Origin of the sequence: Synechococcus sp. GEYO, from assembly GCF_900473955.1 — a bacterium.
Lineage (GTDB): Bacteria > Cyanobacteriota > Cyanobacteriia > PCC-6307 > Cyanobiaceae > Synechococcus_C.
Map to the genome: position 1 here is coordinate 1 of NZ_UCNL01000006.1, position 13050 is coordinate 13050.

General features: G+C 50.5%; 12 protein-coding genes and 1 tRNA gene. 5 read left to right on the top strand and 8 right to left on the bottom strand.

Going from position 1 to position 13050, the window contains the following annotated elements; genetic code table 11:
• Positions 1-52: 52 nt before the first annotated feature.
• Together DXY37_RS04055 and DXY37_RS04060 are read right to left on the bottom strand one after the other, a co-directional pair.
• Positions 53-2305: a LamG-like jellyroll fold domain-containing protein gene (locus DXY37_RS04055; protein ID WP_206749756.1), complete on the bottom strand. Its 2253-nt coding sequence runs from the start codon at positions 2303-2305 to the stop codon at positions 53-55.
• 92 nt (positions 2306-2397) lie between these two features.
• The gene (locus DXY37_RS04060) at positions 2398-5544 is read right to left on the bottom strand and encodes a hypothetical protein (RefSeq protein ID WP_115125501.1); all 3147 of its coding nucleotides are present in this window, start codon (positions 5542-5544) and stop codon (positions 2398-2400) included.
• Positions 5545-5828: 284 nt separating this feature from the next.
• Here DXY37_RS04060 and DXY37_RS04065 point away from each other — a divergent pair, with 284 nt between their 5' ends.
• Positions 5829-6080: a DUF6447 family protein gene (locus DXY37_RS04065; RefSeq protein ID WP_115125502.1), complete on the top strand. Its 252-nt coding sequence runs from the start codon at positions 5829-5831 to the stop codon at positions 6078-6080.
• A gap of 37 nt (positions 6081-6117) precedes the next feature.
• On the opposite strand, the gene DXY37_RS04070 is transcribed toward DXY37_RS04065, so the two are convergent.
• Complete coding sequence (locus tag DXY37_RS04070; RefSeq protein ID WP_115125503.1) at positions 6118-7035, bottom strand: 3'(2'),5'-bisphosphate nucleotidase CysQ; 918 nt, start codon at positions 7033-7035, stop codon at positions 6118-6120.
• Positions 7036-7058: 23 nt separating this feature from the next.
• On the opposite strand from DXY37_RS04070, the gene rsmI reads away from it, so the two are divergent.
• Positions 7059-7925, top strand: coding sequence for a 16S rRNA (cytidine(1402)-2'-O)-methyltransferase (rsmI, locus tag DXY37_RS04075; protein WP_115125504.1), 867 nt, complete (start codon positions 7059-7061; stop codon positions 7923-7925).
• A 24-nt stretch (positions 7926-7949) separates the two neighbouring features.
• The gene (locus DXY37_RS04080; protein ID WP_115125505.1) at positions 7950-8177 is read left to right on the top strand and encodes a hypothetical protein; all 228 of its coding nucleotides are present in this window, start codon (positions 7950-7952) and stop codon (positions 8175-8177) included.
• A 1-nt stretch (position 8178) separates the two neighbouring features.
• Here DXY37_RS04080 and DXY37_RS04085 read toward each other — a convergent pair whose 3' ends face one another.
• Positions 8179-8955, bottom strand: coding sequence for a helix-turn-helix domain-containing protein (locus DXY37_RS04085; protein WP_115125506.1), 777 nt, complete (start codon positions 8953-8955; stop codon positions 8179-8181).
• 67 nt (positions 8956-9022) lie between these two features.
• Between DXY37_RS04085 and DXY37_RS04090 the strand changes: the two genes are divergently transcribed.
• A tRNA-Arg gene (locus DXY37_RS04090) sits at positions 9023-9096 on the top strand.
• Between the two features lie 43 nt (positions 9097-9139).
• Positions 9140-9586, top strand: coding sequence for a hypothetical protein (locus DXY37_RS04095; protein ID WP_136975548.1), 447 nt, complete (start codon positions 9140-9142; stop codon positions 9584-9586).
• 109 nt (positions 9587-9695) lie between these two features.
• On the opposite strand, the gene DXY37_RS13235 is transcribed toward DXY37_RS04095, so the two are convergent.
• The 4 genes from DXY37_RS13235 to DXY37_RS13240 all read right to left on the bottom strand — a co-directional run bounded on the left by DXY37_RS13235 (position 9696) and on the right by DXY37_RS13240 (position 12935).
• Positions 9696-9926, bottom strand: coding sequence for a hypothetical protein (locus DXY37_RS13235; protein ID WP_170951777.1), 231 nt, complete (start codon positions 9924-9926; stop codon positions 9696-9698).
• A gap of 278 nt (positions 9927-10204) precedes the next feature.
• Positions 10205-10669, bottom strand: a complete 465-nt coding sequence (locus DXY37_RS04105; protein WP_170951778.1) for a hypothetical protein — start codon at positions 10667-10669, stop codon at positions 10205-10207.
• A 1511-nt stretch (positions 10670-12180) separates the two neighbouring features.
• Complete coding sequence (locus DXY37_RS04115; RefSeq protein WP_244276848.1) at positions 12181-12381, bottom strand: hypothetical protein; 201 nt, start codon at positions 12379-12381, stop codon at positions 12181-12183.
• 377 nt (positions 12382-12758) lie between these two features.
• Entirely contained in the window at positions 12759-12935 is a 177-nt protein-coding gene (locus DXY37_RS13240; RefSeq protein WP_170951779.1) for a hypothetical protein, read from the bottom strand.
• Positions 12936-13050: the final 115 nt, after the last annotated feature.

Consider the following 13050-nt stretch of genomic DNA (forward strand, 5'->3'; position numbering starts at 1 on the left):
TCCATAAAACATTAATTGAAAAGCCATCAACAGATAAAATCGAATCAACCCTCTACAGCTCTGCTCCAAGCAGCCCATCGTCCTCCTTCAACTCCACTGGGCTATCACTCAAACCACCACCAACTCCCTCATCCACTGCTTCCGTCACAGCACCTGCAGCCTCTTGTGCCTCAGCAATCTGCTCGGCTGCCACTGCATTTTCTCGCTTGAAGCTTGAGTTATCCCAGGTTCCATCACCATCAATACTTTCAAAATCAAGCTTCTCACCAGAACCCAGGAATGACTCATCACCGGTGTGCAGCGATTTGCCCCAGTCCTTCTCAAGAACACTCAAATCAGCAATCGATACCTTGCCGTCGTAGTTCGCATCCACATCACTGGCGTAGCTCTCCTTTGTCGCGACCTGTTCGACACTGCCGAATTCATTGGTCGCCTCTTTCCCACTGGCATCAACCTTGTCCACCAGTTCCTGGCGAGCAGCACCTGCATTGAGATAGGCCAAGTCCTTGAAAGACACTCGGCCGTCGTAGTTCAAATCGCCCTGATAGGTAATGAGGTTCTTGGAACCTTCCTCGTTCTCAAACACCTCTTCGGATGTCTCTGTCGAGACACCAAGGATTCCCTCACTGAGGTCCAGCACATTACCAGCCTTACCCGTCACCTCCACCTTGGCGGTGATTTCCGTTGATCCCGCAGCCTCGGCATTCCAGTCACCATTGATAAATCGACCACTAGCTAAATAATCCTTACCTTCTGAGAAATGCGCATCCAGGAGCCGAGCATTCTCATTCTCAATTCCTTGCACCTCCAAACCATTCACCGTTGTGTTACCAGTGTTCCGCCATTCCGTTGTTGCCTCAAGCGTGGCTCCTTCACGCACAAGATTGGTGAATTCACCCTTCACACCAATCGTGCGCTGTGTTCCCAACGTCAAACCACTCTCTTCCTCCATCCGCACGATCTCTTTGATCAGCGACACACGATCACTGTTTAAAGCCACATCACCATTCAGCTCGGCCAAGCTCTGAATATCACGATTTAACTGACCAGTTGAATCGGTGAAATTACGCGAGAACACCGCCTCCTCATCTCCAACACTCATTTGGAAGGAAATCGGCGATAACTCCAACTCACCAGTAACTTCATTATATGCAACTGTTTCTAGATACTCGTTATCAAAATTCAGATTAATCGATGCTAGAGCTTCTTCACCATTGATCATCGATCCCTGGCCCAGATTCGCCAAGCTCGCACCACTCAAGGTGACGGTGCCAGACTCATTATCTATTTGAATTGCATTCTGAATTGGCAATTGGCTCGAAATCTGAACATCACTTAGATTGATCGATTCAAACAGCTTTGGATCCAGTTGAATCGTCACTTCAACCGCTTCCAAATTGTGCACCTCGGACAGTGATTCAGCCGTAATATCTAATCGGTAATCACCAGCACGCTCAGCCTGGCTACCCAAGACAGCTACATACTCAACGGCATCACCAGAAAGACTGTCGACCAGGGCATTGTCAAGTTTCAACAGAAAATTATCTGTAACCGGAGGCAAGGCAGGCTCTCCTAAAAAGGCAACATCACCCACAACTTCACCAATCACGTTATGTCCACCAATATCAACAACTTGCCCATCAGAGACATTTTCAAAGTCAAAATGGATCAGAAGATCTTCTTTTCTTACATCCGACTCACCAGCAAAAAGGGTTTTTACTTCTAACTGAGAAAGGCTTGACTTCCATACCTTGAATTCGTCTATACCACCTTTCCATGGATCTGGATTACCCCTCTTACCATCCTCACCATTCTGACTCCACAGAATACCTAAATACAAATCATCTGTTGTGGTGTGCAAACCATTCTCATTTCCCTGTTCACCAATCTGCCAATTTGTTGATTCTTCTGTCAGGTCCCCATTGACATAGATAGAGGGAACATAGCCACCATCATCATCTTCACTCATGGTGACAGCTACATGGACCCACTCATTAAGGCCGAGCTTGGGTCCATTAACGTTGAAAAAGTCTTGATGTCCATTCTCTGCACGCCAATCAAAGCCACCTGATGGCGAAAATTCCAACAGATGCGAGTTAGGAATATCGTACACATTCCGCCAGTCACTATCTTGTTCTTCAACATCACGGAACAGCCAGGCTGAGATTGTCCCCTCCCCTTGCAGGGCTTCCAGAACAGAGTCGTCGGAGACGCGAATGTACTCATAGGACTCTGAATCATGCTCACCACTGAAGTACGCATATTTACCAAAGAGACCAGCTGACAGTGCTGTGTCTTCAGGCAATCCGTTCTGAAGATCAGAGGTTTTACTTAGTGATAAACGTTCCATAAAACATTAATTGAAAAGCCATCAACAGATAAAATCGAATCAACCCTCTACAGCTCTGCTCCAAGCAGCCCATCGTCCTCCTTCAACTCCACTGGGCTATCACTCAAACCACCACCAACTCCCTCATCCACTGCTTCCGTCACAGCACCTGCAGCCTCTTGTGCCTCAGCAATCTGCTCGGCTGCCACTGCATTTTCTCGCTTGAAGCTTGAGTTATCCCAGGTTCCATCACCATCAATACTTTCAAAATCAAGCTTCTCACCAGAACCCAGGAATGACTCATCACCGGTGTGCAGCGATTTGCCCCAGTCCTTCTCAAGAACACTCAAATCAGCAATCGATACCTTGCCGTCGTAGTTCGCATCCACATCACTGGCGTAGCTCTCCTTTGTCGCGACCTGTTCGACACTGCCGAATTCATTGGTCGCCTCTTTCCCACTGGCATCAACCTTGTCCACCAGTTCCTGGCGAGCAGCACCTGCATTGAGATAGGCCAAGTCCTTGAAAGACACTCGGCCGTCGTAGTTCAAATCGCCCTGATAGGTAATGAGGTTCTTGGAACCTTCCTCGTTCTCAAACACCTCTTCGGATGTCTCTGTCGAGACACCAAGGATTCCCTCACTGAGGTCCAGCACATTACCAGCCTTACCCGTCACCTCCACCTTGGCGGTGATTTCCGTTGATCCCGCAGCCTCGGCATTCCAGTCACCATTGATAAATCGACCACTAGCTAAATAATCCTTACCTTCTGAGAAATGCGCATCCAGGAGCCGAGCATTCTCATTCTCAATTCCTTGCACCTCCAAACCATTCACCGTTGTGTTACCAGTGTTCCGCCATTCCGTTGTTGCCTCAAGCGTGGCTCCTTCACGCACAAGATTGGTGAATTCACCCTTCACACCAATCGTGCGCTGTGTTCCCAACGTCAAACCACTCTCTTCCTCCATCCGCACGATCTCTTTGATCAGCGACACACGATCACTGTTTAAAGCCACATCACCATTCAGCTCGGCCAAGCTCTGAATATCACGATTTAACTGACCAGTTGAATCGGTGAAATTACGCGAGAACACCGCCTCCTCATCTCCAACACTCATTTGGAAGGAAATCGGCGATAACTCCAACTCACCAGTAACTTCATTATATGCAACTGTTTCTAGATACTCGTTATCAAAATTCAGATTAATCGATGCTAGAGCTTCTTCACCATTGATCATCGATCCCTGGCCCAGATTCGCCAAGCTCGCACCACTCAAGGTGACGGTGCCAGACTCATTATCTATTTGAATTGCATTCTGAATTGGCAATTGGCTCGAAATCTGAACATCACTTAGATTGATCGATTCAAACAGCTTTGGATCCAGTTGAATCGTCACTTCAACCGCTTCCAAATTGTGCACCTCGGACAGTGATTCAGCCGTAATATCTAATCGGTAATCACCAGCACGCTCAGCCTGGCTACCCAAGACAGCTACATACTCAACGGCATCACCAGAAAGACTGTCGACCAGGGCATTATCAAGACTCAGTAGATTGTTGGAGAGTTCATAATCGCCAAAACGCAAAACCTCTGGTCGGGATTCATCACTCGTGAATTTCTCAGCCAGACCCTGAAGGTCCCCCATCGAGAGGGTGATCGTTTCCGGAGCCTTCAACATTGACGAAGGATCAACGGGATCAATAGCAGCGCCCTCATAATCATTGGGAAGGCGATGGTCTTTACGAATATGACCATCTCTATTGACACTTCCATGATAACTCTCAACAACAGAGTCAGAATTGACGTTCATGCCATGCCAATCTCTCGTCAACTCAATCTCTTCAACACCGCTCTCGATGGCAGCATTGATAAAATCAAGTGAGTTCCAGGGGAGATTGAACTCTTCCTGCAACTGCTTTCCATTCCACTCTGTTTCTCGAGCACTAGAGTAGAAATGGAAACTTTGTCCATTTACATCCGCACGATAATTACTCCAGAAATCGACCGATTGCTCATCACTCTTAATCAATGAATCGATAAACGATTTATCCAGCACCCCTTGCTCATCAAAGATCGTCTGAATTGCGATCTCAGAGTCAATCTCATAGGAAAGACCCTCCAAATCAAGACTGCTGCTGGTGGGATTGGGGTTAGTCTCCACCAAGGTGACTTTCAGTGGCGAATCAATTCGCTCACTATCTGAGCGAACATCAGTCCAGTTATTACCAGCGTTGATATGGATTCGCTCCAGTTCCCATGTCGCAGACTCCCCTTCCTTGAGACTCGAGTAAACCTCTTTGAAATTCCAGCTGTTTGTGGATGAATACTCATAGGAGTAAGCATCAGAATCTCCATCCGGCTGGTTTGAAGCTCCGATCTGTTGATTGGGCATCCAACGCCCTGCTCCCTCAGGATCATCAATGTCCTTGAGGTCTAAGTAAATGTGGCGGTTAATGCCATCTTCACGGGTCTCCTCAGTCGGCCTCAAATTGATGTTCGACCAGCTAAAGGGACCAAGGTTGTCGTCCGTGCTGATCAGCGCATTGAGCTTCTGGGCAAAGTCGGCTCCATTGACAGGGGTTGAATCGAGCACCAACTCGTTTGTGCCCGTACCCTGCCAAGAGGTTGAGAAGCGCACCTCCTGATCATCGGCACGCTTCAACTGCTCATCAATCTTTGTGACTTCAGCGATTGGTATGCCGTTCGCCAGATCGTTATTTTCATCAGTTGGATAATAATTCTGATTATCACCCTCAAGCCTTAAATCCTGAGGTTTGAAGGCAATCGTGCCAGTTTCACCCACCTCCAATTGATCTAAAAGGCTATTAGTGGCCCTATTAAGTTGACTGAAATCATTGGTGGTTGCCTGATTGAAGGCCTCATCACCCAAGACCACATCATCTTGAAATGCATCCACAGCCCCGGCTGAAACGACACCTCCAGAGCTGATGCCACCATTCATCGAGAACCATTCGTCTCCTGAAAGTTGCTCACCATCTCCATCGAAGAAATTGAGACGGCCATTGAGCCAGTCCACTCCATTGGTATCTGCCTCACGCGCAATGCCGAAATCAGCAACGGGTGGCGTCGTTCCGTTTTCTTCCTTGGCCTTGGCTAACTCTTCGTACAGCCCCCATACCCCCTCAACCTTCTTCGCTTCAACCGGTTGATCTTTATCCAGATCCAGCTCGATGCTGCGGTTGTCTTCCGGCATGGCGCTTCCCTAGTTGACGGACCAATTGGACGCATTCGCGTATGGGCACCAAAAGCCTGGAAGGCCAATAGCGCCCGAGCATGGGGATGTTTATCGCAAAACGAGTCCATCGCGACACAGCATAAATACTCAAATCCGTGCAAAACCTAAAGACTGGTGCTTTCGGCCGGTTCCACCGCGTGCTTTCCAAGGAGTGACTGATGTCGACACCACCCTTGTTGTGCTACGACAAAAATAATGGGCCAAGCCCATCACCTTCTTTTTGCGCTTGAGGGGCACTCAACATGGTTGTCTCAACCACTGCTGGTCAGCAATCCACACCAGGCCAATCGGAGTCTGTCCTTACCTTTGACGGAAAAAAATATGCAATCGATTCCCTGTCTCAAGAGGCACAAGAGCTGATTCGTGGGGTTCGCGTGGCCGACAGCCAACTGAAATTCCACGAAGACACGCTCAAGATAATTGCACTGGGTAGGCAAGCCCTGGCTCTGAAGCTCAAGACAACACTGGGAACCGCACGAGAGATCACCAGCTAACAATCGGTTCAGCCAGTGCCCACCAACTGATCAGACCTCAGACCTGAAAGCCTGGATCGATCTCGCCCATGGCCCGCGTCGCACGCTTCTCAAGCGCGGCATGGGCTTTTCCATGGCTGGCAATCAGACAACCCGCCTGACGCACATCACCGTTGTTGTAAGAGAGCGGTCGACCGTCCGCATGGGTGAAGGCACCACCAGCCGCCAGCAACACGGCCTCAGGGGCTGCCATATCCCAGTCTTTGGGAGCACTCTTGCCTGAGAGCGAGATGTAGAGATCGGTCTCACCGCGCAGGATCGTGGCCACCTTGCAGCCCACGCTGCCGACTGCCTTGGAGCCGGAGAGAGGCAGAGCCGCGATCAGTCGCTCGAGGCGATCATCCCGATGACTGCGACTCGCCACCATGATCAGTTCGCCCTCAGCACTGCGGTCGCTGAAGCGCACGGGGCTGCGCTGACCGATCCGATCTTCACACCAGCTGCCATAACCAACCAGACCGAACCACAGCTCATCCGCCTCCGGAAGCAACACCACACCCAGCACCGGACGCTGACCCTGTACCAGCGCCAGATGCACCGCGTATTGACCAGTGCCTTGCAAAAAATCCTTGGTGCCATCCAGAGGATCGAGAATCCAGAGCCATTCAGCAGGCAATGGCTCGCCCTCCGTGAGTTGCTCCTTTGCCGTCTCCTCGCTGAGCAAGGTCCAACCAGCATCAGGAAACGCTGCATGCAGACCCTCCAGCAACCATTGATTCACGGCCAGATCCGCCGCAGACACAGGTCCCTCACCACCATGGTCAACACTCAGTGCCCGTGAAAAGCCATGGGGAGGCTGCTCACCGCGGGCATAGGCCCGCAGGATGTCTGCAGCTCCCCAGCAGAGAGGGCGCAGTGCCTCTAGGAGGCTGTCCTGACTGATGCCGGCAGGCAGGTTCATCGCAGTCGGCATCATGGAGTGATCTGGGCGGAGCCATTGTGAAGCAGCGCGCCGAACCGGAAGCTGGTGTTCTGTATCTGGTGGGCACACCGATCGGTCATTTGGGTGACCTTTCACCAAGAGCGCGGGCACTGCTCATCGACGTAGACACGATTGCCTGCGAAGACACCCGACATAGCGGACAACTACTCACAGCCCTGGGATCGAAAGCGCGCCGCTGCAGCTTTCATCAGCACAACACGCACAGCCGCATTCCCCAGTTGCTGAATGAACTCAGCAGCGGCCACAGCGTTGCCGTGATTAGCGATGCCGGATTACCCGGGATCAGTGACCCTGGAGAAGACCTTGTAGCTGCAGCACGACAAGCCGGCCATGCCGTGATCTGTATTCCTGGCCCCTGCGCTGCCACCACAGCGCTGGTCAGCAGTGGCCTTCCCAGTGGCCGCTTTTGCTTTGAAGGGTTTCTGCCTGCCAAGGGGCGCGAGCGACGCGAACGATTGACTGCAGTGGTTGCAGAACAACGCACCACCGTGCTTTACGAGGCTCCCCATCGCATGCTGAAACTTCTGGAAGAACTACAGGAACTCTGTGGTGATCAACGGGCTCTACAGGTGACCCGTGAACTGACCAAGCGACATGAACAACAGGTGGGACCAACCGTGATCGCTGCCCTGACGCATTTCAAAGAACACCCTCCCCAGGGTGAATTCACCCTGGTCCTGGGTGGGGCTCCGCAACAGGAGCAAGTCGCCATGAATGACGCTCAATGCCGTGAGCAACTCGCAGCACTGATCGAGCAAGGCATGAAGCCTGGTGATGCAGCGAAGGATCTGGCCAAGTGCGCCGGACGATCACGACGCGAGCTCTACGCACTACTGCATGAGGAGCAGAAACAGGCAGACTGAGCAAAGCTGCGCGGAACCCGCGGCATGTTGCTGCGCCTGAGACTGCTGCTGATCACCCTGGGCGGCAGTGTCGCCTTGCTTGTCGTGCTTTGCCTTGGAGCACAGAACTTGAGTGAGCGCTACAGGCTGAAACTGGGCGTTGGGACGACAGCCCCACTCCCTGCAGGGTTCATTGTTGGCGTCAGCACTGTGCTGGGAGTGATCAGCGGTGGCAGCCTCGCAGTGGTATTGATGCCGAACTCACAACGTTGAATCAGGCGTCGAGTGAATACAGGGCGCCTTCGAGCAGGAGGCGGGTGATACCCCTGGCAAGCAGGTGGCGAGACGTGCTCTCAAACACCTTGGTATCAGGAACCTTGATCACGCGCTGACTGCGTCCGCACTGACGCTTTGCAGAGCGTGGGCTGGAATACAGACAGAGGGCCTGGCGGACCAGCTCCTCGGGATTCAGAACACCCAATTCAGGGAACTCACTGAGCGGCCTTGGATCCAGCTCAACGGTCTTGTCCACCAGCATGTAAACACTCTCGGGGAGCACGCCGGCGGCAAAAGGTCGACAGCTGACCTGCTCCCTACTGACTTGCGGCAGATCCACAGGCAGAACGGCGATCTCCTGAAAGACATCATCCGATGGCCTATCGAAGGCCTCGTCATCCCCGACATCATCAGCATCGTCGCCTCCAAAATCGTCGGCATCATCAAGGGCAAGCGGCGCACTGCCATCGCCGTCTTCTGCCTCCAACTGCTCAGGCTCAACAAGCCGTTCAGAGGGTTGCTCACCAGGACCATTTGCAGCTTCAGGCAGCTCAGGGGCAGCCACGGGATCAGCCTCGGGTGTGGTTGTGGCAGCTCGAGCGCGCACTGACTTGAGTTCGTCGTATTGCTCTGGAGTCAGCAGAGCGCGAACCGTGCGGCTGACCGTGTTGGGACTGCATCCGTAAAACGCAGCGAGGGCAGCGCTGGACTCGCCGGCGCGATAACGGACTAAAAGCTCCTGCTTTTGACTGTCAGTAAGCCGGCTGGGTGCCATGGAGCAATTTGAGCAGCCTTCAACCTTAGATGCAGCTCTTTGGTTTGACTGCAAGAATGCCCAGAATGCTCCCTTAGCTCAGCTGGATAGAGCAACTGCCTTCTAAGCAGTCGGTCGATGGTTCGAATCCATCAGGGGGCGTCAGTCGTTACGGGGTTTTCCGGAATACCGGGAACCCTTTTTGTTGCCTGTCCGAGGCTGCTTTCACGTTGCACTCAACCAGCAAGAAGTAATAGATAAACAAGAGAAAAGCCATTGGAACGATATGGAGTGGCACCAAACCGCTAACTGCATTGAAGAGAGACTTCAAACCATTCAGCGAATGCACAGGTTGAATGGAATTTCAGAACTCATGGCACTGGCTGATTACTGCACTAAAAACAAATTAACGACTAAGTGCATCACAAAAGAAGAGCACGATGCCCTTATCGACCAAGAAAATGGCGATGGAGCATGGGTTCTTCATCGGAATGGAGGAATCAGACTGAAGATCACATCTGAATCAGGAGAAGTAATTCTTAGCCTTCGCATTGAAGACAACATTTGGAATGGCTATGCCGAGCATGTAGCCGACTGGCATCAGTTAGCTGAAAACGCCAAAGCACTATTCCAAATTCCATCCAAGAGCTAAAAAACCGGCGAGTCAGCGAAGACCAGAGGCCAAAGAGCAAGAAGAGATTCACAGCAAACAGAATGAAGAGGTCGAAGACATCAAGCCGCTCGCAGGCATTGACTAAAACCTAAGTCGCGAGACACGTTTTACCCCAGTTGAACACCAAGACCCAAAAGAAAACAGCTCCTCCAAACGCCACCTTCCAGGTGTGACTGGAAAAGAAACCATCTCTTTCAATCTTCTTTGCTTTATTTTCATCGGTACCATAATTAGCTGCAAGAGTATGCACAAGACCGTACAACTGCAGACAAACAGCAAGGCCTACAATTCTTGCAATTTCCGCAAACAATTGGTTCATGACAGACCTGGCATTACAGAAAGACTACCAAGCAAGCAACAAAGCTGATTAAAAAAGTGCAGATCAATGAGGACAAACAGACTAATACTGACCGCTTTATCTCTGGGCGTACTCGTGGGCCTACTAGCAATCGCTCAAGGAATGATGACCAACACCAGTGAACAGAACGAAGCGATGCCAGCGACAGAAGCATTTAACTCAAAATAGCACCCAGAAAGAATGGCAACAATTTACCCTGCTAACTTCATCAAATAACACTGGTCAATGATCTGCTGCAATCAATAACGGTAGCGCTTGGCCACTTCACCCTTGCCCTTTTCTCCTTGCTTATTCTGCCAGACTCTTGTGATGACTTTTTTATTTTCATAACCGAGGATTTGGCTGATCGCGCTGTCTGTTCTGCACCAGCGAGCAGTGACTTGATGATCAATCATTTCAAGACCCTTCTGATCCTCCTCCACAAGAGCATCGAAAAAATCAATCTGGAATGCTCTTGTTTCTGAGCGAAACTTTTCGGCATCTCTGTAAGAGCTTAAATCTTCCTTGTCGATTGCACTCAAAGCGAGTTTCAACTCTTTAGCTCTATCGACTGGTTGAGCTGGCTGCTCATCTCTGAAGCTAGTAATCGTAACCTCAGCTCGCTTCACTCTCCACTTTTCACAGGCTTCTTTTGCTTTCTGCTCAGATGAATAAAAACATCCCATAAGACTGATCGAAAGCAGGGTGATGGACAGCGATTTCATCATTAGCTCGATGAACAACCAAGGCCTTTGCTCCTGCAATCAGCTTACCAAAGCGATACGAGTGAAGCCCACATTCTTATCATTAAGGCCCCACTGAATACTTGCTCTTTCATTTGAAGCACATTCAAGAGATGCAGTGAAAATATTGCCCTTACCATGGTGACGTTCAATTCAGAACGTGTCAGTTGATTCGCGCTGGTGGTCGATGACGAACTGGGAAAGGCCTCCAAGCAAGTTCGCCTTCAGGACCTTGCTCGAGACAAGGAATGAGGCGAATTGGCTGTGCTCAAACATCGATAGGCAAGGCTGTGATTGGACAAACCAGGCTGTATTGCAGCAAAGGCGAAGGATTCCGCCTCATTGAAGTGCCAACGGAACAAGCATCCATCGGAGCCAAAAGGCTCAACAAGCAAGGCTGGCAAGTGACGTGCAACAAAAACAGCCGGAAGCACCGCAGGGGGCCAATTCGGCACATCGACCTAAAACCAGGCGTGATAGAAGACCGTCCTCAATTGAGAGCAATCATTCCCAACATCCATTCTCGAGACGATCAACCTGTCTTCGATACCTCAACCGATGACAGCCGTGTGCAGGCACGTCTGGGAATGATGGTGTTTTGGGTTCTGGCACTGCAAAGACACCCACAAGAAAGATCACCAGTTCTGACCTATGGGGTGTGCGACCGAACCAGAAGCGCTTTATCGCTTCAATAACGCAGGACCTTCAGCACACTGAAACTTCATGCTGACCTGCTCTAAGCATGCGATGGAAAGCCTCTGCCAAAAGCGCGACAGGGCGACTGCTCTGCATACGCAAAAACTCCTTCAAAGGCCACGCTGGCCAACACTGCAACATTTGACCGTTTACAAACCGTTACGGTTCGACTATTTTATTTACAATCTAAAGTTGGTATCAGATGGTCAACTCGCAAATCCCATCTCAAGCGACGTCAACCTTGAACTACGAAGAGCTCTTAGAAGAAATGGAAAAACTCGATATCGCAGACCTGCTCTTGATTCACCGCCGAGTCGCGATGCGATGAGTCCATTTTTTAAAGCAGCTTGATATCAAAAGATCGCATCAATTACCAGCACTGCAAAACGGGCATTATAGAAAGATTGCAAAAACTTGGAATCAAAATGAGGTCATCAATTAGTTCCCACTCAAGCTTATTTGCGTTGGCTCCACTCACGAATATTAAGAATTTTGTTGAAATAATTCGCACTAGAAAGCGCTGAGACGCAATTCGCTGCAAAAAAACAAAGACACCGTTTACGTTTTGAATGGCGAATGATGATCAGCACGCTACTTTTGAATCAAAAGTCACTGCAAGCTGATCACTGCAACTATTGACGTTGGATGGGATGACAGAGACAGGGCTCAGGCGGAATCATCAGCAAATCCTTCTGATCCTGAAAACAAGAGGGTGAGTCACCGAACTCAGCTGAGTTCAGTGACATCAGGATTTAGCTGCAACACTCCATCTGAACAAGGGGTGCTTCAACAGCAGCTCAACCTCGGACCGTGGTCTTTTGATTGTGCTTAACAGGTCGCTGACGGCTTTTCAGAGCCTTCAGCATCCCCTTCTCAAGAGACGTCAGCTTGGGAGAGGTCTCGTGCATCGCAGCCCTGGCACGCTCCTTAGCGGCATCCATAAACCTCTCAGTCTTGTCCTTCGCTTCAAAAGCCATGGTCTTCCAACGGTCCTCCATCAAAAGTTACACACACAACACGTCGGTGTCCGCAAATCCATCCAATCTTGTCTGACTGAATTTGACGAACTGCCAGAGCAGCCATCTGATCCGTCTGGCGTTGAGCCATGAGGCCTAACCAGCTGCCATAAGAAAGTCCTCAAAACCAACAAAGTTTGGCCACTCAAGTCAGAGGATGGCAGGCACAGCAACCCGCACGCTGCTCGAACAACATACGAAGCGCAGTTAAGGCCAAAGGCTCAATCAAAAGCGAGGCCCAAAACTATGACTATCCATCCACAAAACATTCATAAGCTTGATCTGAACACAATTCACATCAAGTCAATTCAGTAAGGCCAAAGGGGTTCTCAGACACCCGATTCATCCATAACTAAGCGTCAAGATGGCCTGCCCTGAGAGGATGCCTCTCGCTGAATCTCTGCACGACGCCACTTGACCCAAGCCTGACCGAGAATGGTCGCCTTTTGGGTATCGACACGACCAAGATCAGCATTGCCAGGAAATTGACGCCTTTCTGCGGCCAGCAGCTCTTCTTGTTCGTCGTTGGTCAGCATGAGGATCAACTCTTGAAGCAACTCACTGTAGAGAAAAATGAAGCATGCCTGCCAAACAACAACACTCAATCTTTGAATAGGTTCTAATGCTTATGGCCCTTTCCAAATTCAGACC

Coding starts and splice junctions, on each gene's coding strand:
- DXY37_RS04080 (WP_115125505.1), top strand. CDS start 7,950: ATGTTGCTGCGCCTGAGACTGCTGCTGATCACCCTGGGCGGCAGTGTC.
- DXY37_RS13235 (WP_170951777.1), bottom strand. CDS start 9,926: ATGAACCAATTGTTTGCGGAAATTGCAAGAATTGTAGGCCTTGCTGTT.
- DXY37_RS04070 (WP_115125503.1), bottom strand. CDS start 7,035: ATGATGCCGACTGCGATGAACCTGCCTGCCGGCATCAGTCAGGACAGC.
- DXY37_RS04115 (WP_244276848.1), bottom strand. CDS start 12,381: ATGGAGGACCGTTGGAAGACCATGGCTTTTGAAGCGAAGGACAAGACT.
- DXY37_RS13240 (WP_170951779.1), bottom strand. CDS start 12,935: ATGCTGACCAACGACGAACAAGAAGAGCTGCTGGCCGCAGAAAGGCGT.
- DXY37_RS04065 (WP_115125502.1), top strand. CDS start 5,829: ATGGTTGTCTCAACCACTGCTGGTCAGCAATCCACACCAGGCCAATCG.
- DXY37_RS04105 (WP_170951778.1), bottom strand. CDS start 10,669: ATGAAATCGCTGTCCATCACCCTGCTTTCGATCAGTCTTATGGGATGT.
- DXY37_RS04060 (WP_115125501.1), bottom strand. CDS start 5,544: ATGCCGGAAGACAACCGCAGCATCGAGCTGGATCTGGATAAAGATCAA.
- DXY37_RS04085 (WP_115125506.1), bottom strand. CDS start 8,955: ATGGCACCCAGCCGGCTTACTGACAGTCAAAAGCAGGAGCTTTTAGTC.